Here is a 25,124-nt window from a genome sequence, read left to right on the forward strand (position 1 = left end):
GTTAATAGCAGATTACTTCTTTATTTTTTCTACCGGCAGTTTGATCACCACCGTTTCTCCCCTGCCTTTTTCGTTGGCGATGCTCTGGATGGTCCATAGATCCAGTTGATTGTCGCCATCCACTACGCTTCCGCTGTAATCGCCCCAGGCCACGCCATCCGTGGCACCACGCCCTTCACCTACCCGTACAATCTCTCTTATGGTACCTGGCTTATCCGTACTTTTCCTGAAAGCGAACCGTGGGCTGATGAACATATTCGCGTTCACTTCCTGAAACCCCACCAACACATCACTTCTTTTATTCACCGCGATGGTGGTCTGGATGTAATTCGTGGTATCGCTTTTAATCAGTCCTGTCTGAACGATATTTCCATTCTTAGCGTCGATCTGGTGCCATTGAACAGCGGAGCGTCCCTCACAATTCACGGCCTGCGAGAACCAGATGCTTCCGTTCTGTAATACCAGGTTTTTAGGATTCCGGTCTCCGGAAGAAACTTTCTGGGCGGTATTGAACTGCGGAGATTGGGGTGGCTGATTGATGTATTTTTGGTTATGGCGCTGCTTACTAACGGTAACGCATACCGGAGAGCCATCCGCGGCTTCCGTTACTTTCCGGAGCACGAACTGATCCCTTTCAATGGCGAAGAAATACAGGTCATCCATGGCATCCTGTCCGTAAACGGGGTGTCCCAGACTTCCGGGGAAGTGGTACACTTTGGCCGGTTTGCCGCTCTTCGCATCCGCTGTTTTCAATACAAATGTCCTTTCTTCCCCACCAGGGAAAGCATAGCCGATCCATTTTTTGCTGTAGCCAATTCCGCCACCGTCAACACCTTTGGGGGCGGGAATGGAATAAGTGTTCCACGCGCCGCGTGGATCATTGGTTTCCGACACGGAAATGTTCACGGGCTTAATCTTTGCGGAATCCCAATACACCCAGAGGTCGAAGCCGAAAACTTTGTTGTGGGCGTCATAAAACAATTTGGGATCAATTCCCCCTTTAAAACAGTTCTGGGAAACTCCCTGTATAAATTCGCCTTTCGTGTTGTAAATAATCAATCCGCTGTTGGTGCCGTGGAGCACATAACCGCCGCCTACAGCAATTTGGGGATCTACCTGCCTGTTGCCGTCCATGGACGCATCAAAAACGGGATAACCGTTTACATTCCTCGCGTTGCCACCCTGTTTCCGTTCCGGACATTCACCGTTGTTGTTGAAACTTGTTTTGCGTGCAGGTTGGATAACCTCGGTTCTGGAAGGAACGATCTGGTCTCCGTCCTGGGCAGAAGCCGGGAGCACGAACAAACAAGGGAGAAAGAAGAGTAGTCTTTTTGCTGAACTCAATACGTTAGAAGGTTGCATAAACATTGCTGTTGTTTTAACTTACAGAAGCATTTTGAAGGAGGAACGCAAAACTGGTTCCTTTCCAAAAATGGGCCATTCAATGCAATAAACAACGCGCAAACGTTTGCCCGATTTTCGTTTAAAGTCCAGCCATGGCAGCTGCTTAAAATACCCGGACAAAATAAAAGCCCGGCCTAAACGACCGGGCTTCCACTTACTAAAAAGATAAGAATAGATATTATTTCAGACCGTATTTTTTACGGTAACGTTCATCCAGTTGTTTGTGTTTGTCCGTAAGGTCAAGGTAACGGCCCTGAATAAACGCCATTGTAATTTTGCTGGAGCGCATATCCAGTATATCGCCTTCGCTGACCACGAAGTTGGCGTCTTTTCCTACTTCAATGGAACCGGTAGCGGCATCCACGCCCAGTATCTTCGCTGGATTGAGCGTGATCGCCTGCAAGGCTTCCTCTTTGCTCAAACCGTAAGCCACGGCAGTACCGGCGTTGAATGGGAGGTTACGGCCCCTTGTCTGACCATCTTCATCGCCGATGGCATACAGCACTCCTGCTTTCTGAAGCGCCACGGCTGTTTTATAAGGCTGGTCCACATCATCATCTTCCATAGTGGGCAGCGCGTGAGACTGGGCCAGGATTACGGGCATATCCAATTGTTTCAGCATGTCGGCGATCAGGAAGCTTTCACTTCCACCCACGATCACTACATCGAAACCGAATTCCTTCTTAAAATCGGCAGCTACCAGCATTTCTTTTACAATGCTGCAATGGATGAATAATTTCTGTTTCTTGTCAAACAATCCTTTCACCGCGTCGAATTTGAGGTTGGTATTCTCATGCTGCGGCGCCTGGTACCAGGCTTTCGCTTCGCGGAAGAATTGTTTCACGGCTTCGATCCTTTCCATAGGATCCGCCGCGGGTGCGGCCTGGCGGAAACGACCACCCCTTCCGCCCCGGTTCAGTAAACTGGGCATCCGGAAATGTACGCCGCCATCCATTTTTACCACTGCGTCTTCCCAATGCCAGGCATCGAGTTGCACTACGGAAGATGTTCCGCTGATAAGTCCACCTTCCGGTACCACGTTCGCAAAAAGTATCCCGTTCGATTTCAGGGTATTGATCACCTTTGAATCGGTATTGTACGCCACAATGGAACGGATATTCGTATTCAGCTCCCCCAGTTCGCGGGCATCGGCCGAGGCGCGCACGCTGCTCACTTCCACGAGTCCCAGGGTGGAGTTTGGGAGAATGAGCCCCGGATAAACATGCTTTCCCGCGGCGTCGAACACTTTCACATCATCCGCAGGAATGGGCATATTGACGGCGATGGCTTCTATTTTTCCATTGCTCACTTTTATGGTCACGTTTTCCAATACCTTTCCGTTGCCCACATGCACCGTGGCATTTTTCAGGAACAGCAGTCCCTTATAAGCAGGCGCGGGATAAACATCAGCCTGCGCCATGGCCAGGTTCAGCATACAGGTGCTGAAAAGGGCCAGTATATATTTCAGTTTGAACATTGCTCTTTTTTTCAGATTTGAATTCAATATTATTCCTGTTCCGCATCAATCACCAACAAACCATGGTCGTGTGCGTGTTCGCTGCAACTGTGCATGATCAGCATACTGGCTTCCGCAGGACGCGTAGGCATACCGGCTTTCTTTTCGCCCAGCATTTTCTGCACGAGGCGGTTTCTTTCCGCCACGATGTTTTTACGCATCTGCGCATCCTTTTCGCGGTCGAAATAAACGATGCCGTCCACGATGGTTTTTTCAGATTTGGCGTAGATGCTGAGGGGATGATCGCTCCACAATACCAGGTCCGCGTCTTTACCAGGTTTGATGCTGCCCACACGATCGTCCACATGTAACATCTTAGCAGGATTCAGCGTCACCATTTTCAGCGCGTCTTCTTCGCTCATACCACCGTACTTCACGCTTTTGGCGGCTTCCTGGTTCAGGCGGCGGGCCATTTCAGCGTCATCGGAGTTGATGGCCACGTTCAATCCTACATTGTGCATGATGGTCGCGTTGTAAGGAATGGCATCCACCACTTCCATTTTGTACTGCCACCAATCGGAGAAGGTGGAAGCCGCGGCCCCGTGCGTTTTCATTTTATCGGCCACTTTATAGCCTTCCAGAATATGCGTAAAAGTATTGAAGCGGAAACCGAATTTTTCGGCTACCCGCATGGCTGCCACGATTTCGCTTTGAACGTAAGAATGGCAGGTAATGAACCGCTTCTTTTCCATGATCTCCACCAGGGCATCCAGTTCCAGGTCACGGCGGAAATTCATTGTACCCTTCTTTGCCTTCGCTGCATCGGAAGCGGCTTTCATCGCATTCTTATAATCTGTTGCGCGTTGGAAGGCATCTGTAAGCACTTGTTCAACGCCCATACGCGTATCGGGGAAGCGGTTATTGTTCTGGCTGCTGGAGCGTTTTACGTTCTCCCCGAGTGCGAACTTGATGAAGCCGTCCCAGTTTTTGAACTTTAGTCCTTCGTCGTTCGCGCCCCAGCGCAGTTTCAGCAACTGGGTTTGTCCACCGATGGTGTTGGCCGAACCGTGCAGGATATGCGAAGAAGTAACCCCGCCGCTGAGCTGGCGGTAGATATTGATGTCATCGGGATCAAGGTTGTCGGCGATCCGCACTTCCGAAGTCACCGACTGCGCACCTTCATTGATGGAAGCCGCGGCGATATGGGAGTGTTCATCGATGATGCCCGCGGTAAGGTGTTTGCCGGTTCCATCGATCAGTTTCGCGCCGGAGGCGGAAATATTTTTACCTACCTGTACGATCTTGCCATCCCGGACCAGCACATCCGCGCCTTCCAGTTTGCCTTCTTTTTCATTGGTCCAAACGGTGGCGTTTTTAATAAGGATGGTTTCCTGCTTCGGCATTTCTTCCCAGCCATAGCCATTGAAAGGGAAGCTAACCTTGCCCATATCGATGGCTTTTTCGGCACGTTTGCGGTCTTCTTTTACCACGGCGTCCTTTATTTTAGCCGCCGTCCAGGTAAATGCCTGTCCGCTGGTATCCGCGCCGGTTCCCTGCCAGGTTTCTCCGTTGCTTACGCCGCTGAAACGAATGGCGGAAGGCGCTTTTTTAGTTTCCGGGAAACTGAATTTAACGGTTTTGCCGTCAAAGCTGAACTTCGCGCTTACCGTATCTGCCGCGATGAGTGAAGCGGCGGAAACGGATTTCACGTCCAGCGTATAGGTTTTACCGGTAGATGTTTTAACGAGGTAAGTGCCTCCTGTTTCGTGCCATGCGTTTTCCCGGATGGCGTATTTTTCGCCCTGCACCCAGTTCTGGAGCAGGATGGTTTTCTCCTCGAAAACAGGACCGGAGGTCACCAGAAAATTTGCGAGCTTGCCCGGTTCCAGCGTCCCTACCTGGTCGGCTACCCCGAGTAAAGTAGCGGGGTTTTTAGTAAGCGCTTCCAGCGCGGCTTTTTCGGAAAGACCATATTGCATGGCTTTGCGCAACACGGCAACGAACTGTTTCATGTCGCGCATGTCCGATGGTGTGAGGCAGAAGGTAATACCGGCTTTTTCAAATGCAGCAGGATTGGAAGGCGCCATTTCCCAATGCTTCATATCCTGGAGGGAAACGAAACGTGCTTCGGAGGGGTCTTCCACATCCATGGCCTGGGGAAATTCCAATGGCAGGATGAACGCGGCTTTGGTGGCGCTCATTTCCGCGATGCGCTGGTATTCGTTTCCACCGGCTTTAATAATGTATTGCACACCGAATTCATCGCCGATCCTGTCGGCGCGGACAGCGTTCCATTTGTCGTTGGCCTCGAATACCTGCGGCAGGTTTTGTGCTTCGTTGAATGCTTTCAGCGACAGGTTAACGCCTTCTGCCTTTGGATTGCTTTTATACCATGCGGCGTCAATAAAGTTCTGGCGCAGCAGGGCGATGGTACCCATCATGCTGGAGGGGTAACTTTGTGTGGAGCTGCCTTTGCTGAAAGAATAGTGCGCGGTGGCCTTATCTTTCAGCATTACGAGGTTTTCTTTCTTATCGGCGAGGGTCACCACGGTGCCGGTGCCGCGCGCGATGCCATCTTTTTGGTGGGTAAGCACGGTACCGAAGCCGATTTCACGGTAAGCTTTGGCTTTGGCGGGATCGGCATTGAAAATGGACGCCGCGCTCACATCGGCACGAATGGCCTGGTTCCAGCCGAAAGCGCCTTTCTGGTTACTGGTCAGTTGCGCAGGTGCGCCGAAACTGAATCCGCCAGAGCGCTGCGGAACAGGTATCCCATAGTCACTGTAAATATCAATGAAACTGGGGTAGATGAATTTGTTGCTGCAATCGATCACGACCGCATCTTTCGGAACGGCTACGCCGGTTCCGGCAGCCACAATACGTCCGTCGCGTACCACAAGGGTGGCTTTTTCGATTTTCGTGGCGGCATCCTTTACCAAAGTGGCGTTGGTGAAAGCATATACCCCTTCCCTTTTATCGGCCACCCCGTTCTCGGGAAAAGTGGGCTGCGCATAAAGAGAAAAGGAGCAGGATACAAGTGTGGCGGTGAGAAAACGATTCCGCCAGCGGTGCAAAAGCAGTTTTCGGCCTCCGGTGTTCCGGACCGGTTGGTTTAGTAGACTCATGTGTTTGGAAGTTTTAGAAGATATGATGCCGAAAATACGGAAACCCTTCGAAATAGATTCAATCGCCTACCTTTGCCGGAGAATTACCGGAGATGAATATCGCTTCTTTTATTGACCATACTTTATTGAAACCCACGGCCATTACCGCCGACATTGAAAAACTATGCAGCGAGGCCGTAGAATATGGATTCGCCGCCGTATGCGTACCACCGCCCTACGTAAAAAGGGCCGCCGCGATACTGGCGCCGGTTGAAGTGAAAGTGGCCACGGTGGTGGGATTCCCATTCGGCTACTCCGCCATAGAAGCAAAGGTGGCCGAAACAGTACTGGCCATTGTGGATGGCGCCCACGAAATAGATATGGTGGTGAACATAACCGCAATCAAAAACGGCGACTGGGATTACCTCGCAAAAGAGATTCAACCCATCGCGGAGATCGTCCGGCAAAAAGGAAAGGCCATCAAACTGATCCTCGAAACGGGCGTACTCTCCAACGATGAAATCATCCGCTGTTGCGCACTTTACAGCAAGTTCCCGGTACAGTTCCTTAAAACCTCTACGGGATACGCTGAAAAAGGCGCCACCGTGGAAGCCGTGGAACTGATGCGGCAACACCTACCTGCGCACATCGCCATCAAGGCGTCGGGTGGTATCCGCGACAAAGCCACCGCCCTGGCCATGATCAACGCCGGTGCCACCCGCATCGGATGCAGCGCGGGCGTGGCCATTGTAACAGAAACCCCGGTGAACGGGCATGGTTATTGATCTCCGTTCACCACTAAATATCACCGGATGAAACAAGTTTTTATACTCCTCTTATTGGTGACCTGCTCCCTGGCGAGCTTTGCGCAAACCACTTCAAACGCCGTGGTGGTACACAAAGATCCACGGATCGATCAACTGGTGAAAAAACAGATGGAGATCAATGAATACACCACCCGCGACAACCGTCGTACAGCAAAAGGGTTCCGTATTCAGGTGGTGAGCACCCGCGACCGTAACGAAGCCATTTCCGCCAAAACCAAAATGCTCCAGAATTTCCCGGCGCACAATTCGTACATTCAATACAACGCGCCATTCTTTAAACTGAAACTGGGCAACTTTAAAACCCGCGCCGAAGCCGAGCAGGTCATGCGGCAGGTGGTGAAGTTCTATCCCAGCGGCTCTTTCATTGTGGCCGAAACCATTGAGGTGAAGCTGGATAAGTTGGAGGAGGACGCTTTTTAATGTTGAATGATGGATTTTCATAATTCAACATATTTGCTCTCTTTTAAAAAGCACGAAGCTCTTCAACCGTTCTTGTTTATGGTATTCTGCTTTTTATTGGGCAACTTCCCATTGACGGAGCTTTACCAGTATTTCTTTCCATATACAACATTATCCGCTACTGCAAACTGTTTTTCTTTCCCATAATAATTCACTTATTTTAGATGCTGAAATGCTGGATGAGTATGTGAATTCAACCTCCTCATTCAACATTCATCATTCAAAATTCAAAATTTCAAATTTGCTCTCCGAAAAAATAAAAGCCCTAGCCCAACAATACGCGCCCGAAATGATCGCCGTAAGACATCATTTACACGCGCACCCCGAACTCAGTTACCAGGAATTTGAAACGGCGGCCTTCGTGCAGGAAAAACTTCGTTCCTGGGGCATCCCATTTACCACCAAAGCCACCACCGGTGTAGTTGGCATTATTGAAGGAAAAAATCCTTCTTCCCGCATCATCGCACTGCGTGGCGATATGGACGCGTTGCCGATTGAAGAGGCCAACGATGTGCCGTATAAATCTACAAAGCCTGGCATCATGCACGCGTGTGGCCACGATGTGCATACCACCTGCCTGTTGGGCGCCGCGAAAATACTGCAGGAAACAAAAGCCGACTGGGAAGGAACCGTGAAACTCATCTTCCAACCGGGAGAAGAACGCAACCCCGGTGGCGCGAGTTTAATGATCAAAGACGGTGCACTGGAAAACCCCGCACCGCAGGGCATTATAGGATTACACGTAAATCCCCAATTGGAAGTAGGCAAACTGAGTTTCAGAAGCGGGATGGTGATGGCCTCCGCCGATGAAATTTACATCACGGTGAAAAGCAAAGGCGGACACGCCGCCGCACCACATTTAACCGTGGATACCATTCTTGTGGCGGCGCACATCGTGACCGCGTTGCAACAGGTGATCAGCCGCAACAATAGTCCGTTCTCACCTTCCGTGTTGTCCATCTGCTCTATACAAGGCGGTCATACCACCAATGTGATTCCCAGTGAAGTGAAAATGATGGGTACCTTCAGGGCCATGAATGAAGAATGGCGCTTTAAGGCACACGAACTGATCAGGAACATCGTGGAAGGCACCGCGAAGAGCATGGGCGCCGAAGTGCACCTGCACATCGATGTTGGCTATCCCACCGTGCACAACAACGAAGCACTCACCACCAAAGCCTGGGACCAGGCTAAGTTGTACATGGGCGATGATAAGGTGGAAGAAACGGAACTGCGCATGGGGGCCGAAGATTTCGGTTACTATTCACAAGTGATCCCGGGATGCTTTTACAGGCTGGGGGTGATGAATAAGGAAAAAGGCATTACATCGGGGGTGCATACGCCAACTTTTGATATTGATGAATCGGCGATAGAGATCGGGATGGGTATGATGGCGTGGCTGGGGGCTTCGGTTTAGGAAGTTTCACGCAATTGCTTCCTGCTTCGTTCCTCGCAGCCTCGCAGTTCGCAACGCAAGGGAGCGGAGACGCAAGGCATTGGTGAGTTGGCTGATTTCAACTTATTCTAAAAAAATACGGGTTATGAATGGCTGAAATTCATAACCCGTTTGTATAGGCGACTGTTCTTACGAGACGAGCTTTACTGTTTCTTTTTAGCCTTTTTCTTCTTCTTATTTTCAACAACAGGCTGTTGCTCCTGTTCATTTCCGGATGTCTCCAGAATCGTATACTCCTTTACGACGAGTTGTAGCTTAGAACCAGTATCGGGATCGGAAGCAAGTGTTACCAGCGTATAGTTGTTTTCGCTCTTAATCTCTATGGTGGCATTCTCCTCGTGTTCGTCCCCTTTTCTCATGGAGGCCCTGTACTGCATGATACCGTTCTTCAGGAACTCTTTCCAGTCGCAACGAACGGTCTCCGTAATATTTCCTTCCACAGATTCCGTTTTGCCTTCCATGGTAGCTGTAAGGGTGATTTTACCATTGGCAATTTCCAGGGAACATTCAAAGGGCATTTCCTGTCCAGGATTGCCGTTTTTGATCTCAATCCCTTTCGAGCATTTCAGCAAGATGGGTTTATCGCATTGCGCGAATGAAATTTTTCCAAGGATAAGCGCGGTTGCGAGTAAGATGTTTTTTAGCATGGGTGATAAAGGTTTGGGGGTGAATGTACAATTCAAAAGTTATTTCAGCAATTGTTTCAGGAAAGAAAGCGGGGCGTGAATGGTAGCGTTATCGCCAATAGCGGCATTCATTTTATTCACTTTCGCCCCTTTCTCCACGGTCAGGGATGCATCTCCTTTCAAGTCCATATTCAGGTTGTCAACCCTCATATTATTGGCAAAAAGAACGCCACCACCACTCGCTTCAATAAACAAGGAGTTGATCACCAATGAATCAGAAGTATTTTGATTCTCCCTTGTTCCCAGGTTCAGGGTTGCATACCCCTTTGTAACCAGGTGCAGAGAATCGATGGAATGGGTGTACTCATTCAAATTCACCAGCGCTCCGTCTATCAGTAAAGTATAATCTTTGGGGATAGAAAGCTGGATAGCTGTATGCGTATAAGAGTTGGGGTCATTTCGGGTGGCGTATTCCAGGAAAAGTGTGTCCGATTGAATGTGGGAGTGCACACTGTCACGCTCCCATCCATTGTAATAGTTGAAATAAGCGGATGAATCCTGTATCACCGTTACCTGGAATACATCTGCTCCAACTTCGGGTCCTTTTAACTTGATCACGGAATAGCCGGTTTCAGGCAACATTCTACGGGATGAGATGCCATCATAATGAGGCTTATCATCCAAAACATATTCCCCTTTTTCTATTTTACTTTTCAGGGTGAATGCCAGGAACAAAGGCAGCGCAAACGCGAATACCCCCAGCGCGAGCAGAATTCTATTACTTGTTTTCATGATTAAAGTTTTTATGGTGGCGGGTTAGGCAACCGCATCCTGTTTTTTGAATTGATCGTACAATGGTTGAAGATCGTTGGTTTCCAGGCCCAGCATCCGCATTACCCGGAACACTGGAGGCAATTCGGTTTCGATGAACACCGATTTGCGGTAGTGCTGCACGCGGGCTTCGGCTTCCGCCGCAATGAAATATCCGATCCCTCTTTTATCGGTAATGATGTCCTGTTGCTTCAGGAAATCGTAGGCCCTGGCGATGGTATTGGGGTTCACTTCAAGCTGCATCCCCAATTCGCGCACGCTGGGTATCTTATCATCGGGGTTCCATTGTTTCCGCAGGATCTTCTCGCACACATAATCAACGATCTGCAGGTAAATGGCCTGTCCGTTATTGTGGAACTGCATAATTTTTTGTTTTAATTTGTTTGGCTATGGCTATACTTTCCCGCTGTTAAATTTCGGTTTCCTTCAGGCGGAACCAGGTTACGACCCAGAACACCGGCGCCCACATGTACCGGAGCATGAAGAGTGAAAAGTCTTTGGACAATTCAGATACTTTATACACCTGTGTAGGTGCACCTCTTCCAGATAAATCCAGCTTTCTTGCTTCAAATACGTTCCAGTTTACCTGCCCGAATTCTCTAAACATTTTATCGTCAATTCCCGTCATCATCCATACAAAAAGAAAGACGAAGGCCGCGCCAACTATCACCGTTTTCACGTAAGCGAACTTTTTGAAATACGCGCTTCCCAACAGGAACAGCGATTGTACGGCGATGAAGCACAAGAAGAAATAACGCGCCACAAGTTTTACTTCAGCATCTCTTTTCCAGTCCAGATAAGTCAGTTTGTAATTCAAAGGATCATCCTTTGCCGAAGATTCAATATAGGCGAAAGCCATTTGCCGGATAGGAAAAAAAACGGCACAGTACACGGCAAAAAAGAAAACGGTAGTAAAGAGAATGGTAACGATCAGTTTTTCCAGGTGGCTCGCGGGAAGGCTCATCCAGTAAGTACCTTTCGCTTTATCCCCGAGTGCATTGAAAGAGAGACTGGCGAAAATACAACCGGTAATAAAAAGTCCGACAAGGAATATCACCCAGGTATCGTCTTCATGGTAATCTGATCCTTCAGCAATTACCCAGATAGCGAAGACCATGGCCATGAGCCCGAACAAAGCAAGTGCGGCGAGTAAGAAGAATTTTACGTTCTCGGCCCAATGCCTGCGTATAAGCATGCCCAGGCGGCCGAAGTTAAGTGTATCATGCATGTTGAACGGATTTAGAAGTGGAGGATGGGTTGTTAAAAACGGCGTGTACGGCTTCTCCTTTCAGCACGATGGCCTTATAGAGCATTTCCAGGTCGATGGCGGTATCTTCTTCCATATAATTGGGCAGAATGAGCGCGTTGCCTTTGAGGGATTCTTCCGCGTAAATAGCCTGCTTCAGTTCATCGGTGCTGAAAGAAATCCTGAACAACAGTTTCCGGGAGATATTGTCGATGGTTTGGTCGAACAGGATTTTTCCTTCATCGATTACGGTGATGCGGTCGATCAGGTTTTCGAGGTCCTTTACCTGGTGGGTACTGATGATGATGCACTTGTTTTCGTTCACGGCGCCTGCCATTACTTTGCGGAACTGGCTTTTGCTGAGGATATCAAGTCCGTTCGTGGGTTCGTCCATTAATAATACCGAGGTATTGCAGGCGAGGCCGAAGCTGATGAGCACTTTCTTCTTCTGGCCGTAACTCATTTGCTGCAGGGTATTTTCAATGGGAATACTGAACTCTGTCAGGTATTGCTCGAACTGGGTTTTGCTGAAGTTCGGGTAGAAAGGCGCGTTGCTTTTTACGAAAGCCTTGATGGGGATATTGGGCAGGAAAAATTCTTCGGGCACCATGAATATGTCGGCCAGGAAGGAGGGTTTCCGCTCCGCGGGATTGAAACCATTTACTGAAATAGAACCGCCGCCGGGAAAAAGCAACCCGGCGATGTTGCGCAGGAGCGTAGACTTCCCGGTTCCGTTCTTTCCGAGTAAACCATAAATGTACCCGGGCTGCAGGCTAAGGTTCAACTCGCGGAATACAGGCTTGCGCCGGTAAGAGAAATTGAGTTGTTGGATGTTTATCATGCTTACTGATTTAGTGTACTATTGTATTAGTACACTACAAATGTAGGAGGATTTTTGAATTGAACAAATAAGTCGGGAAGTTTTTTTATCGTTTCTGAGAAAGAGAAACACGGTAGGCGAAGGGGGAAAACCACCCCGGTGGCACCGGGTCCGGTGCACCGGGATGCACCTCATCATCCTAATCCACTATAATTCAATGAAATAAATTCCAAAAACGTAGTTTAAGTTTTTTCACCGAACAGAGCATGATGAAAAGCGGATATCCGCCATGTGATAATACCGCTCGTATCCCCACGGCTTCTTCCTTATCTTTACAAGCATAATTCCAGAACCGCCCGTGCTCTTCATGTACAATGAAACGCCAGGCTTCCACCGGAATCAGGTTATCCAATGCTAAAAACAGCTACATTATGAAATACATCTTTTTACTGGCAACTTTTTTTTCCCTCACCACCCTTTCCGCTCAAAATACAGAACCCGCTTACAAGCGTTTCCCCACGGTTCCGCCGTTTGAACTGCTGGCCACCGACAGTGTATCCAAACTCAGCAAAAACCAGTTGAAAAAGAACCAACCTGTATTGATCATGTATTTCAGTCCGGATTGCGACCATTGCCAGCACCAGACCGAAGACATTCTCGCCAATATAGACAAACTGAAAGATGTTCAGATCGTGATGTGTTCTTATCAACCCATGGAAACCATCCGGGCCTTTAAAGAGAAATACAAACTCGCCCAATATCCCAACATCATGATCGGGAGGGATACCAAATATTTCGTTCCATCTTTCTACGGGGTGAATTCGCTGCCTTACCTGGCCTTCTACGATAAAAAGGGAAACCTCATTAAAGTGAACGAGGGCAACGTGAAGCCCGCCGCACTTATTAACAACTTTAAAGAGAAGTAAACTCCCTACCTTTGCCCCGCAAATCTTTATTTTTTCATTCTAATAAATAAGCTTCCATGAAAGTTACTGTCGTAGGAGCCGGTGCCGTAGGTGCAACCTGTGCCGACAATATCGCCCGTAAAGAACTGGCCGAAGAACTGGTATTACTGGATATTAAAGAAGGTTTTGCCGAAGGTAAGGCCATCGACATGATGCAAACCGCCGCCCTGCTTGGTTTTGACACAAAGATCAAAGGTGTGACCAATGATTACGCCGCTACCAAAGATTCCGACGTGGTAGTAATCACTTCCGGCCTGCCCCGCAAACCCGGTATGACCCGCGAGGAACTCATCGGCGTGAACGCAGGCATCGTTAAAGGGGTAACCGAAAACATCCTGAAATATTCTCCCGATACCATCATCATAGTAGTATCCAACCCCATGGATACCATGAACTACCTGACGTACAAAACTTCCGGTCTGCCCAAGAACAAAGTGATCGGTATGGGTGGCGCACTGGATTCCGCCCGTTTTAAATTCTACCTCAGCCAGGCCCTGGGTTGCTCCCCTGCCGACCTGAACGCGGTAGTAATCGGCGGACATGGAGACACTACCATGATCCCCCTTATTAAACATGCCACCTGGAACGGTACGCCTGTTACCAATTTCCTTACCCAGGAACAACAGGATAAGATTGTTGCCGATACAATGGTGGGCGGCGCTACCCTCACCAAACTGATCGGCACTTCCGCCTGGTATGCACCCGGAGCAGGCACCGCGGCTATGGTGGAAAGCATTCTCCGCGATGAGAAAAAACTCATCTCCAGCGGTGTGGCCCTGGAAGGAGAATACGGCCAGAACGATATCTCCCTCGTGGTACCCGTGGTACTCGGAAAAGGTGGTTGGGAGAAGATCATCGACTTCAAGCTGACCGAAGAAGAACAGGCGGCTTTCAATAAGAGCGCTGATGCGGTGCGTACGATGAATGATGTGCTGAAAACGCTTTAACCTGGGTGGGAGATTACACGCACTGCTTCATTTCACGCGAAGACGCAAGGAAGCAGGGACGCAAAGGCTTGTTCCTGTTTTGAGACGCTGAGATTAGGCAAGAGGAATGTCGGCTTTTATATATTATGCGGGGCGTATCATTTTTTTGATACGCCCTCTTTTTTTATATTAGCCTTCAAATCATACCCCCCGAATCATGCACCTTAAACTCATTGCCATCGCCGCTTGCGCGGCGGTCACTTTTTCCAATTGCGCCACAATTGTCAGCAAAACATCGTATCCCGTCGGGATAGACAGCGATCCTGTTAAAGCACAGGTAACCATTACCGATAGAAAAGGGAAAGAAGTATTCAAAGGAGGTACGCCGGCCACTGTGCACCTGAAATGTGGTGCCGGGTATTTTAAACGTGCTATTTACACCATCGTGGTGGAGAAAGAGGGTTTCCAGAAAAGTACCATTACGCTGAACGCGAACCTGAATGGCTGGTATTTCGGCAACCTCCTGTTTGGTGGTGTTATCGGGTTGCTTGTGGTAGACCCCATCAGTGGCGCCATGTACAGGATGAAGAACAAAGATGTGCGCACCACACTGGTTCCAATCAACGAAACTTCCATGAACGAGCCGCAGTTAAAAATCCTGGATATCAATAAAATCACGCCGGAAATGAGGGCCAATCTCGTTCCACTAAACTAGGGCTGGGAGCATTACGCTTCCACATAATCAAGGTCCTTAGCGAAAGTTTCTTCCAGTTTTCCCCAGGCCCAGAAAGCCAGGATGAATACCAATGCGCCCACCAGCAGGTTGGCGGTAACCGTATCCAACCCGGCATTGTATTTAAAGTAGGCATATAAACTGTTTACCCCGATCACCGATCCGCGCACGAAATTGGGAGCGGTATTGGTAACGGTGGAACGAATATTGGTGCCGAAGGATTCGGCCGCGGTGCTCATAAAAACCGCCCAGTACCCCACCATAAAACCCATTAATAATATACAGGAATAGAATACGAAACTGCTTTGCGCGCCAATCAGATAGAATAAGCCGATGGCGGCCATTGTGCCGATCATAAAAGTGAGCAGCGCTTTTTTCCTGCTGCGCAGGTATTGGGAGAAGAGGCCGCATGCCAGGTCGCCCAGCGTAAGCCCGAGATAAGCCAGCATGATGCCATTGATCGCGATGTTCTTTTTTTCCTCTTCCGGAATATCCACGCCAATAGCAGCAGCCAGTTCCGGAGAATACTTCGCATACAACTGAATGACATACCAGATGGGAACCGCCATCAGGATAACCGCGATATACTTCGTGAAACGTTTGCGGTTGTTGAACAACATCAGGATATTCCCTTTGGAGGCATTGCCATGCTTAATGTTTTCGTACATACCTGATTCGTAAACGCCGATGCGCAACAGGAGCAGCAACAATCCCATACCCCCGCCAATAAAATAACAGGTGCGCCAGTCGCCCACCCACTTTACAATGAATCCGCCGAAAACCGCTCCCATAATGCCTATGGAAGCCACGAGCGCTGTGCCTATACCACGCTTCTCTTTGTCCATGGATTCATTCACCAGTGTAATCCCCGCCCCGAGTTCACCTGCCAGGCCAAAGCCCGCGATAAAACGAAGGACCGCGTAAATGGAGGTATCCTGTACAAAACCATTTGCGATATTGGCCAGTGAATAAGTGATGATGGATCCGAAAAGTACCGATAACCTGCCCTTCTTATCGCCGAGTATCCCCCAGAAGATTCCGCCGATCAGCATACCGGCCATCTGCCAGTTGTCGAGCATCAGCCCGATGCGTTCCACCTCTTCCGGCAGGGTGATGCCAATATCTCTGAGGCTCGTGGTGCGGATCATGCCGAACAGGAGAAGGTCGAAGATATCGACGAAGTAACCCAGGGCGGCAACAAGGACCACCATGTTAAAAAGGGAGGCCGATTTTTTCATATAGCAGTTGGGGAATAAATTACTCCTGCGGTCCTTCAGCCGTTTGCGCTGATTTTTTCTTCGGGAAGAACATCTTGATCGCAACGGGTGCGGTGGTCACCAATACCAGTCCGATGATTATTTTTTCGAGGTTGTGCTTCACCCATTCGTTCTCACCGAGGGCGTAACCCACCAGTACAAGACTCACCACCCAGGCGAGGCCGCCAATCACATTGTACAACATGAATTTCTTTCTTTCCATCCCCACGATGCCCGCCACGATGGGCGCAAACGTTCTTACTATGGGTAGGAAACGGGCGAGGATAATGGCTGCGCCACCCTTTTTCTCATAGAATTCTTTCGCCTGGTAAAGGTGTTTCTTTTTAAAGAGCCAGGTATCTTTTCTTTCAAACAGCAGGTGCCCGGATTTTCTACCGAACCAATATCCGACCAGGTTTCCAACGATACCACAGATCGAAATCAGCGCCATCCAGTAGAACAGGTTTGCGGGATCACTGGCGAACGGGGCCTGGTGCTGGGCAATCAGCATGCCGGTCACGAAAAGAATGGAATCACCGGGCAGGAAGAAGCCCACGAAAAGCCCTGTTTCAGCGAAAATAATAAAGGCCACGAGGTACAATCCGCCGTGCGCGTGTATCCAGACCGGGTCGATGAGTTGCTTTAAAAAATCCAGAAAATCTTGCATACTGTTTGAGTTAAATGAAATGCTGCTTTTGAATTAAGAATCGGCTGGTGTAAGTTCTCCTTCCCATTTGCTTACCACCGCGGTGGCAATACTGTTCCCCACTACGTTGGTGGCGCTGCGGCCCATATCCAGGAGTGGGTCGATGCCCAGCAGGAGCGCCAGACCGGCCTCAGGAATATTAAATGTAGCGAGTGTGCCGGCAATCACCACGAGTGAAGCCCGGGGTACGCCCGCAATGCCTTTGCTGGTGAGCATCAGCACGAGGAGCATGCTGATCTGCGTGCCCATGTCAAGCTGAATACCGTAGCTCTGCGCGATGAACAGGGAGGCGAAGGTCATATACATCATGCTGCCGTCGAGGTTGAACGAATAACCCAGCGGGAGCACAAAACTTACAATTTTATCTTTGCAGCCGAAGCGTTCCAGTTCCGTCATGGTTTTCGGGAAGGCCGCTTCGCTGGAAGAAGTGGAGAAAGCAAGTAAAGTAGGTTCTTTTATTCTTCTAACGAGGTCAAGCACACGCTTTCCGATGAATACGCCACCCGCCAAGATGAGTACGAGCCAAAGGATACCCAATCCCAGGTAGAATTCGCCGATAAAGATGGAATAAGTTTTCAGAATACCAATTCCCTGTTTGGCGATCACGGCGGTCATGGCGCCGAAAACCGCTACCGGAGCGAAGTTCATCACATAACCGGTGAGTTTGAGGATCACGTGGGCGATGGCATCGAAGGCCTTGATTACAATTTTACCCATATCGCCAATGGCGGCGGTAGCTACGCCGAAGAACAGCGCGAACACCACGATCTGGAGAATTTCATTTTTCGCCATGGCATCTATCACGCTGGTGGGGAACACATGGTAGAGGAACTCCTTTAAAGTAAGCGCTGTTTTTTTGATGCCGGTATCTTCTCCGAGGTCGGGCAGAGGCAGGTTCATGGCGATACCCGGTTTGAAGAGATTCACCAGCACCAACCCCAGCAACAAACTCATCAATGAGGCGCTGAGGAACCAGAGCAGGGTTTTGCCCCCAATTCTTCCTACCGATTTGATGTCCCCTAGTTTGGCCACGCCCACCACGAGTGTGGTGAACACCAACGGGGCCACGATCATTTTAATGAGACGAAGAAAGATATCGGCTAAAAGGGAGAATGGTTCTACTTTTTTATCGCGGGAAGCAAGGGCACTGTTTTTCAGTGTGGCCTGCTCCGCCTTTTCGGCAAGCAATTGTTTGAACGCGGCGGAACTGGTATCGGTGGATGATTTGATGGATTGGTTGAGTACCTTCAGTTTGGCTTCGGCGGAAGTAACCACCGCATTTTCCGTTGCGAGGTAATTACCGTTCAGGATAAAGCCAAGGGCCACGCCCAGCACCAGTGCTATGATAATATAAAGGGTGAGGCGGTTAGAACCTGACGATGTTGGCGTTCCCATTCACGAGCTTTTAGGTAACAAAGTGCCGCAATATAGTACTAAAATGAGAAAGAAAGGGAACGGGAATTGGTCGGTAAAAAATCCGGTTTGTTAAATTTTTGGCGGGGGAAACTGAATAAATACCTATTTTTCCGCACTTTTTGTATTTGCTGAATTAATCTAAATCGTAAACCAACAACGACGTATGAGTTTGTTTTTAAAGAAGCCCATCAGCAGCCTGATGGATGAGGCCCGTGAAACCGGTGAGCACTCATTAAAACGCACGCTGGGCGGATGGGGACTCGTGGCCCTCGGTATCGGAGCCATTATTGGCGCCGGATTATTTGTAAGAACAGCAGCGGCGGCGGCCCAGAATGCTGGTCCTTCCGTTACGCTCGGTTTTATCCTCGCCGCTGTCGGCTGTGCTTTCGCAGGACTTTGTTACGCGGAACTTTCTTCTTCCATTCCCATCTCCGGTAGCGCTTACACTTATACTTACGCCACCATGGGCGAATTCCTCGCGTGGATCATCGGCTGGGACCTGGTACTGGAATACGCTGTAGGCGCGGCCACCGTTGGCATCGCCTGGAGCGAGTACCTCAACAACCTGCTGGTGGAAGTACTTAATATGAGTCCGATTCCTTACGAATGGTGCCACTCTCCTTTCCAGACCTCTGTTGACGGCGTAAGCGGCATCATCAACCTGCCTGCGCTTGGCATCGTTACAGCGATTAGCTTGCTGCTCATTAAAGGTACCCAGGAATCCGCTTTCGTGAACAACCTGATCGTGATTACTAAAGTAACCATCGTTGTACTCATCATCGCTTTGGGATGGGGTTTCATCAACGCCGACAACCATACCCCCTACATTCCTGAAGCCACCAAATACACCGATCACCAGGGCATTACACACAGCTTCGGTGGCATTATGGGTATTCTCGGCGCGGCAGGAACGGTATTTTTCGCCTTCATCGGCTTCGATGCCGTGAGCACGGCCGCACAGGAAACGAAAAATCCGAAGAAAGACATGCCCTTCGGTATCCTTGGTTCCCTTATCGTTTGTACCATCCTCTATATTCTCTTCGCCCACGTACTCACTGGTCTGGCCCCGGTAGAATTCTTCCGCGATCCAACCAAAGGTGGTGAAGCCTCCGTAGTGGCAGCCATCAGGGAATTCATGCCCGGATACGGATGGTTGAGCAAATCAGTAACCGTGGCTATTCTAGCCGGTTTCTCCTCTGTAATCCTCGTAATGCTCTTAGGGCAAAGTCGTGTATTCTTCTCCATGAGTAAAGACGGACTGCTCCCTAAAACTTTCAGCGAAGTGCACCCCAAATACAAAACCCCTTACAAAGGAAACCTCGTGATCCTGTTGCTGGTGGCCCTTTTCGCGGCCTTCGTTCCCGGTGATGTGGTTGGTCACATGACCAGCATCGGTACGCTGTTCGCGTTCATCCTGGTTTGTGTGGCGGTGATTATCCTCCGGAAGAAGGAACCTGATATGCCCCGTCAGTTCAAAACCCCGATGGTACCGTTGTTCCCGATACTAGGCATTCTCGCCTGTACGGCCATGATCTTCGGACTCGGATGGGAAAACTGGGCAAGGCTCGCGGGATGGCTGGCGCTTGGGTTTATCATCTATTTCGCGTACGGGAAGAAGCATAGTAAGTTGCAGAAAGAAAAGAATAAGTAGTTTTTTCACGCTTTACTTTGTAACTCGCAAAATAACAGGAGCCGCTTTCAGGATATGGGAGCGGCTCTTTTTTTCACGCGATTGCTTTGTGCTGCGCACTTCGCAACGTAAGGGAGCACTGCTTCCTGCTTCGTTCCTCGCAGCATCGCAGGACGCAAGGCCTTGGTGGGTTGGGGAGATTTCTTTGAACGAAGATATTTTTGTTTCTCGCCACGACGCAGCGACGCAACGTTGGACGCTGATGTGATTTCCTGCTTACTGACTAATACAAGCTTGCTATTTTTTGTGGCTAATCGTAAACAACCCTGATCTTTCCGGTTTGGGCGTTTTTCGAACTTAATCAACAATCTTTCATTCAACAGCCCGTTGCGTCACCGCGTCGTTGCGAGAAATAAAAAATACGCATCCCTTACTAAAGCCAGCAAAACACAAACAACGCTTTGCGTCCCCGCTCCTTTGCGTCTTTGCGTGAAAACAGTAAATTTGCCCTCTCAACAATAAAAACCCGCAAAAAAACATAGATGGGACGCATATTTGAAGTAAGAAAATCCACCATGTTCGCCCGTTGGGACCGCATGGCCAAGCAATTCACCCGTATCGGAAAAGAGATCGTGATCGCCGTAAAAGCCGGAGGCCCCGATCCCGCCACCAACCCTACCCTCCGCCGGTGCTACCTGAACGCCAAGGCCGTAAACATGCCGAAGGACCGCGTGGAAGCCGCCATCAAAAGGGCGATGGGAAAGGATACCAGCAACTACGATGAGATTTTGTATGAAGGATACGGTCCCCATGGCGTGGCTATTCTCGTGGAAACGGCCACCGACAACCATGTGCGCACCGTGGCTAACGTGAAAGCCATCTTCAACAAAGGAAACGGCGCACTGGGCAACAGCAACAGCGTAAGTTTTCAGTTCAAAAAAATGGGCGTTTTCAAACTGGCCCTCGCCGATAACATCTCCGCTGAAGACCTCGAACTCGAACTCATAGATTTCGGGCTGGAAGAACTGGGCGAAGGAACCGGCGAGAATGGCGAAGAAGTGCTGGTGCTGCGTTGCGCGTTTACCGATTTCGGCAACCTGCAAAAAGCGCTCGAAGACCGTGGCATCACCCCTATCAGCAGTGAACTGGAATGGATCCCCACCACCACCGTTGAACTGGATGAAGAAAAAGCGCAGGAACTACTGAAGCTGGTAGACAAACTGGAACAGGATGAAGATGTGCAGAAGGTGTTCCACAATTTAGCTTAGAAAATTTTGAATGATGAATGATGGATTTTGAATTAAAAGACTAATTGGTAAATACCTGATATGTAAAACGGCGTGCTGAAGTTCAACACGCCGTTTTAATATTAATTCATCATCTAACATTCAAAATTCCCCTACTCTCCCATCATCTCCATCACCACGTCTACCACATCTTCCATATTGGGTTTACTGAAATAGTCGCCATCGCTTCCGTAGGCGGGACGATGCGCTTTCGCGGTAAGGGTGCGCGGGGCCACATCCAGCCAGCGGTAACCGCCCTGTTCTTCCATCACCTTATTGAACATATAAGCGGCGGCGCCTCCGGGCACATCTTCATCAATAAAAATGATCCGGTTCGTTTTTTTGAGCGAGTCCAGTATCTTATGACCGGTATCGAAGGGCAATAAGGTTTGCACGTCAACAATTTCACAACTGATCCCATGTTCTTCCAGCACGGTGGCCGCCTCCGCGATGATGCGCAGCATAGAACCGTAAGACACAATGGTGATATCCGTTCCTTCACGCAGCACTTCCGGCACGCCGAGCGGCACCCGGAACTCCAGCAGGTTCGACGGCATTTTCTCCTTCAAACGGTATCCGTTCAGGCACTCGATCACAATGGCGGGATCGTTGCCCTGTAATAAAGTATTGTAGAATCCTGCGGCCTGCACCATATTACGGGGCACGCAAACATGCATTCCGCGCAACGAATTTACGATCATACCCATGGGAGATCCGCTGTGCCAGATACCTTCCAGCCGGTGACCACGGGTCCGCACGATCAACGGCACACTCTGCAACCCTTTTGTCCTGTAATGTGTGGTGGCCACATCGTCGCTCAGGGTCTGGAGGCCGTATAAAAGGTAGTCGAGGTATTGTATCTCGGCGATGGGTCTTAACCCGCGAAGGGCCATTCCAAGGCCTTGCCCCATGATGGTCTGTTCGCGTATACCGGTATCGAAGATGCGTTCTTTTCCATGTTTCTCCTGCAAGCCGGCAAAGCCCTGGTTCACGTCTCCGATATGGCCCACATCTTCTCCAAAGGCCACTACTTTGGGGTTGGCGGCGAACAGTTCGTCGAAATACCGGTTCAGCACCTCGTACCCGTTCAACATGGGTGCGTTGGGCGAAAAAACAGGATCGATGCCCGTTATTTTCCCCACCTGCTTCGGTGATTCGTCGTAGAGGTGACTATTGTATTGCGTGTATTCCCTTTGCTTCAGTTCCTCGTACCAGGAAACTATAGGATAATTTTGCGCTTCTTTTCCTGCGGAACGTATTGCCTTGTGCAACCCGCTCAGCACATCGCGGCGCACGGGTTCACGGTTGGTGCGGAGTTCCTGGATGGCTTTGGCAATAGTTCCTTTGGCGTCCAGTTCAGCGGTTACAAGCTCTTCCATTACCGCGACAGATTTTTCCACCATGGCCTTCAGTGGTGTACTGTACTTTTCCCAGGCGCGGTTCTTACTCTCACGTACATGCTCCCGCGCAGCTCTTTCCAACTGCTCCAGCTCTTCTGAAGACGCCAGCGCGTTGGTGAGCAACCATTCCCGGAATTTCTTCAACCCATCCCATTCACGCTCCCAGGCGAGGCGGTCGGAAGATTTATAACGCTCATGACTACCCGAAGTGGAATGTCCCTGTGGCTGCGTAATTTCCTCCACATGGAACAAGGCCGGAATATGTGTATCACGGATCTTCTGGATGGCTTCTTCGAACAGCTCGCACATGCCCGCGTAATCCCATCCTTTCACCCGGTAAATATCAATGCCGTTGGTATTTTCTCTTTTCTGCATGCCCTTCATGGCTTCAGAAATAGAGCCCTTCGTGGTCTGGTATTCTTTGGGAACGGAAATGCCGTACCCATCATCCCATACGAAAACAGCGAGGGGAATTTGTAGTACACCAGCGGCGTTCATTGCCTCCCAGAAATGTCCTTCTGAAGTGGAGGCATCGCCAATAGTGCAAAAACAAACCTCGTTGCCATCGGAGGAAAGATTCGGAAACCGCTTCAAAGCATCCACTTTCCTAAACATTCTTGAAGCATAAGCCATACCCAATGCGCGTGGCATCTGGGCCGCGGTGGGCGCGATGCCCCCGGTAATATTTTTCCTGTTGATCAGGTCCAGCAGTTCTCCGTTTTCATCCATCATCCTGGTAGCGAAATGGGAGTTCATCTGCCTTCCTGCACTGAAAGGATCGTTATCTTGATTGGGATCGGCATACAACTGGGAGAAAAACTGCTCCACGGTCGCGATCTCGGTAGCGAAGGCGAAAGTCTGGTCGCGGTAATAACCCGCATAAAAATCACCAGGCTGGAAGAACTTGGCCATGGCCACCTGGGGCACTTCCTTGCCATCGCCGAAAATGCCGAATTTGGCCTTCCCGGTCAGCACCTCTTTTCGCCCCAGCAAGCTGGCTTCCCTGCTTTCAACAGCAACCCTGTAATCGCTTAGTACGGCCTCCCGGAACCTGTCGAACGACAGTTTTTCACCGGCAAGCACTTCGTTCTGATGCGTCAAGTTTTCCATGATGCAAAGCTAAATCAATTTTTTTTACTGAATTCCGCCCGTAAAAGGACGAATTTTTCCTGAAAAAACAATAAAAACAACTGGTTTTTGTTAAATATAGGATGGATAGTGCCTGTGGGTATGTGCCTATATTGAAAATACTTAATTTTGATGGAATGATAACCGGACAAATGAAAAAACTACTTTCCATAACCGCCACCATTTGTATACTTTCTATAAATGGATTGATGGCGCAAAGCAATGCCGCCGCAGTAAAAAAGGAAACCATCGCATTTTCTGAGCAAACATTTGATTTCGGAAAAATCCCGATGGGAAGGCCTGTGACACATACTTTTACGATCACAAACAATGGAACGGATTCGCTTTACCTGGAGAACGTAACCGCTTCCTGCGGCTGTACCACGCCCGTATGGAAAAAAGACCCGGTAGCGCCTGGCGCTTCCACCAAAATAGAAGTTGGATATAACGCTGCGGCGGAAGGCGCCTTCGACAAACCTGTTACCATTTACTACAATAAAGGCGCCATGTCACAACTTTCAGTAAAAGGAAGTGTTTACATGCGCAATGCTACGCCTGTTCCCGCAAACGCGGCCGTGGCCAACCTGAAACAATTAAACTGGAAATAACACTTCCATTGCAACACAATGGGAAAAACATACATCTAACTAACCTAATAAAAAAGCAAGCAATGAAACAAGCAATTCTCGCCTTCCTATTTTTCGCCGTTGGGTTCGTAGCACAGGCACAAACAAAAGCGCCCGAGGTGATCAAGTTCGTGGAAACAAAACACAACTTTGGAAAGATCAAGCAAGGCGTTCCGGTTGAATATGAATTCAAGTTCACCAATGTGAGCGGCAAACCTGTTATCATCGAAAATGCACTTGCAAGTTGCGGCTGCACTACGCCAACCTGGCCACAACAACCCATCATGAACGGCAAAACCGGCACCATTAAAGCAGGCTTCAACGCCGCGGCTCCCGGCCCGTTCGATAAAACCATCACGGTAAAAATCAAAGGCGTTCAACTTCCCGTAGAAGTGAGGATTTCAGGAGAAGTGGTTGCCGGAGGGAAGTAGTTTATCATTCGAGATTTTAAATGATGGATGATTAATGCTGGATTGTTCCAGGATTTGTATCATCTGAATTTTTGAATAGAATATGCGGGGTGTGGCTGAGGCTGCACCTTTTTTTTGGCTGTTTCTATTTCTGAACAAGAATAACCGAATACGTTCATTTCAGAAAAAACACCATCAGACGCTACCACAGGAACACGATTCAAGAACACCTTAATCAGTTAATACGCTTCAGGCGCCTGCAGCCTATGCTGGCAAGTATGGGTTTCAATAACACCTATCAGTTAATGCCTCTGAAGCCGGGCGGGGATTCTTGCGTTTGGGAGTGGGTGAAAATCTTCATGTTGAAAAGGTATTTAAACGGAGGAAGAATTGGTTGAGAAGAATATCGAGAA

General features: G+C 49.4%; 22 protein-coding genes. 10 read left to right on the top strand and 12 right to left on the bottom strand.

From position 1 onward, the window contains the following. Positions 1–12: 12 nt before the first annotated feature. The 3 genes from M4J38_RS11755 to M4J38_RS11765 form a co-directional block, all read right to left on the bottom strand. Positions 13–1,362 (bottom strand): hypothetical protein, encoded by a 1,350-nt coding sequence (locus M4J38_RS11755; RefSeq protein ID WP_251759795.1) that lies wholly within the window; start codon positions 1,360–1,362, stop codon positions 13–15. A gap of 220 nt (positions 1,363–1,582) precedes the next feature. Further along, a complete protein-coding gene (locus M4J38_RS11760) occupies positions 1,583–2,881 on the bottom strand; it encodes an amidohydrolase family protein (protein ID WP_251759796.1) in 1,299 nt (432 codons plus the stop codon). 29 nt (positions 2,882–2,910) lie between these two features. Beyond that, on the bottom strand, positions 2,911–5,985 hold the full coding sequence (locus M4J38_RS11765) for an amidohydrolase family protein (RefSeq protein ID WP_251759797.1): 3,075 nt from the start codon (positions 5,983–5,985) through the stop codon (positions 2,911–2,913). 92 nt (positions 5,986–6,077) lie between these two features. Here M4J38_RS11765 and deoC point away from each other — a divergent pair, with 92 nt between their 5' ends. The 3 genes from deoC to M4J38_RS11780 all read left to right on the top strand — a co-directional run bounded on the left by deoC (position 6,078) and on the right by M4J38_RS11780 (position 8,667). Continuing rightward, positions 6,078–6,749 carry a deoxyribose-phosphate aldolase gene (deoC, locus tag M4J38_RS11770; protein ID WP_251759798.1) on the top strand — a complete coding sequence of 224 codons (672 nt, stop codon included), beginning with the start codon at positions 6,078–6,080 and terminating at the stop codon, positions 6,747–6,749. Positions 6,750–6,776: 27 nt separating this feature from the next. After that, positions 6,777–7,211 (top strand): SPOR domain-containing protein, encoded by a 435-nt coding sequence (locus tag M4J38_RS11775; RefSeq protein WP_251759799.1) that lies wholly within the window; start codon positions 6,777–6,779, stop codon positions 7,209–7,211. A gap of 280 nt (positions 7,212–7,491) precedes the next feature. Continuing rightward, positions 7,492–8,667: a M20 family metallopeptidase gene (locus M4J38_RS11780; protein ID WP_251759800.1), complete on the top strand. Its 1,176-nt coding sequence runs from the start codon at positions 7,492–7,494 to the stop codon at positions 8,665–8,667. A 182-nt stretch (positions 8,668–8,849) separates the two neighbouring features. Here M4J38_RS11780 and M4J38_RS11785 read toward each other — a convergent pair whose 3' ends face one another. The 5 genes from M4J38_RS11785 to M4J38_RS11805 are packed head-to-tail and all read right to left on the bottom strand — an operon-like array spanning position 8,850 to position 12,250. Next, positions 8,850–9,353, bottom strand: coding sequence for a hypothetical protein (locus tag M4J38_RS11785; protein WP_251759801.1), 504 nt, complete (start codon positions 9,351–9,353; stop codon positions 8,850–8,852). Positions 9,354–9,392: 39 nt separating this feature from the next. Further along, positions 9,393–10,124: a hypothetical protein gene (locus M4J38_RS11790; RefSeq protein ID WP_251759802.1), complete on the bottom strand. Its 732-nt coding sequence runs from the start codon at positions 10,122–10,124 to the stop codon at positions 9,393–9,395. A 24-nt stretch (positions 10,125–10,148) separates the two neighbouring features. Continuing rightward, positions 10,149–10,526: a GntR family transcriptional regulator gene (locus M4J38_RS11795; RefSeq protein WP_251759803.1), complete on the bottom strand. Its 378-nt coding sequence runs from the start codon at positions 10,524–10,526 to the stop codon at positions 10,149–10,151. 46 nt (positions 10,527–10,572) lie between these two features. Next, the gene (locus M4J38_RS11800) at positions 10,573–11,391 is read right to left on the bottom strand and encodes a hypothetical protein (RefSeq protein WP_251759804.1); all 819 of its coding nucleotides are present in this window, start codon (positions 11,389–11,391) and stop codon (positions 10,573–10,575) included. Beyond that, positions 11,384–12,250, bottom strand: coding sequence for an ATP-binding cassette domain-containing protein (locus tag M4J38_RS11805; RefSeq protein WP_251759805.1), 867 nt, complete (start codon positions 12,248–12,250; stop codon positions 11,384–11,386). The genes M4J38_RS11800 and M4J38_RS11805 overlap by 8 nt, the downstream gene beginning before the upstream one ends. 410 nt (positions 12,251–12,660) lie before the next feature. Here M4J38_RS11805 and M4J38_RS11810 point away from each other — a divergent pair, with 410 nt between their 5' ends. From M4J38_RS11810 to M4J38_RS11820, 3 genes are all read left to right on the top strand, one after another. Then, positions 12,661–13,155 carry a peroxiredoxin gene (locus tag M4J38_RS11810; RefSeq protein ID WP_251759806.1) on the top strand — a complete coding sequence of 165 codons (495 nt, stop codon included), beginning with the start codon at positions 12,661–12,663 and terminating at the stop codon, positions 13,153–13,155. Between the two features lie 56 nt (positions 13,156–13,211). Beyond that, entirely contained in the window at positions 13,212–14,141 is a 930-nt protein-coding gene (gene mdh, locus M4J38_RS11815) for a malate dehydrogenase (protein WP_251759807.1), read from the top strand. 196 nt (positions 14,142–14,337) lie between these two features. Beyond that, positions 14,338–14,835 carry a hypothetical protein gene (locus M4J38_RS11820; protein ID WP_251759808.1) on the top strand — a complete coding sequence of 166 codons (498 nt, stop codon included), beginning with the start codon at positions 14,338–14,340 and terminating at the stop codon, positions 14,833–14,835. Between the two features lie 11 nt (positions 14,836–14,846). Here the strand turns inward: M4J38_RS11820 and M4J38_RS11825 are convergent, their stop codons facing one another. From M4J38_RS11825 to M4J38_RS11835, 3 genes are read right to left on the bottom strand one after another with little or no spacing between them, the layout of a single operon-like run. Beyond that, positions 14,847–16,091 carry an MFS transporter gene (locus M4J38_RS11825; protein ID WP_251759809.1) on the bottom strand — a complete coding sequence of 415 codons (1,245 nt, stop codon included), beginning with the start codon at positions 16,089–16,091 and terminating at the stop codon, positions 14,847–14,849. A gap of 19 nt (positions 16,092–16,110) precedes the next feature. Further along, entirely contained in the window at positions 16,111–16,776 is a 666-nt protein-coding gene (locus tag M4J38_RS11830; protein ID WP_251759810.1) for a DedA family protein, read from the bottom strand. A 33-nt stretch (positions 16,777–16,809) separates the two neighbouring features. Next, positions 16,810–18,210 (bottom strand): dicarboxylate/amino acid:cation symporter, encoded by a 1,401-nt coding sequence (locus tag M4J38_RS11835; RefSeq protein ID WP_251759811.1) that lies wholly within the window; start codon positions 18,208–18,210, stop codon positions 16,810–16,812. A gap of 184 nt (positions 18,211–18,394) precedes the next feature. Between M4J38_RS11835 and M4J38_RS11840 the strand changes: the two genes are divergently transcribed. Next, positions 18,395–19,882 carry an amino acid permease gene (locus tag M4J38_RS11840; RefSeq protein ID WP_251759812.1) on the top strand — a complete coding sequence of 496 codons (1,488 nt, stop codon included), beginning with the start codon at positions 18,395–18,397 and terminating at the stop codon, positions 19,880–19,882. 521 nt (positions 19,883–20,403) lie between these two features. After that, the gene (locus M4J38_RS11845) at positions 20,404–21,129 is read left to right on the top strand and encodes a YebC/PmpR family DNA-binding transcriptional regulator (RefSeq protein ID WP_251759813.1); all 726 of its coding nucleotides are present in this window, start codon (positions 20,404–20,406) and stop codon (positions 21,127–21,129) included. Between the two features lie 131 nt (positions 21,130–21,260). Here the strand turns inward: M4J38_RS11845 and M4J38_RS11850 are convergent, their stop codons facing one another. Next, complete coding sequence (locus tag M4J38_RS11850) at positions 21,261–23,657, bottom strand: thiamine pyrophosphate-dependent enzyme (protein ID WP_251759814.1); 2,397 nt, start codon at positions 23,655–23,657, stop codon at positions 21,261–21,263. Between the two features lie 170 nt (positions 23,658–23,827). On the opposite strand from M4J38_RS11850, the gene M4J38_RS11855 reads away from it, so the two are divergent. Then, positions 23,828–24,283, top strand: a complete 456-nt coding sequence (locus M4J38_RS11855) for a DUF1573 domain-containing protein (protein WP_251759815.1) — start codon at positions 23,828–23,830, stop codon at positions 24,281–24,283. A 62-nt stretch (positions 24,284–24,345) separates the two neighbouring features. Further along, the gene (locus tag M4J38_RS11860; protein ID WP_251759816.1) at positions 24,346–24,732 is read left to right on the top strand and encodes a DUF1573 domain-containing protein; all 387 of its coding nucleotides are present in this window, start codon (positions 24,346–24,348) and stop codon (positions 24,730–24,732) included. The last annotated feature ends 392 nt before the right edge of the window (positions 24,733–25,124 follow it).

The organism is Parasegetibacter sp. NRK P23, from assembly GCF_023721715.1.
Lineage (GTDB): Bacteria > Bacteroidota > Bacteroidia > Chitinophagales > Chitinophagaceae > Parasegetibacter.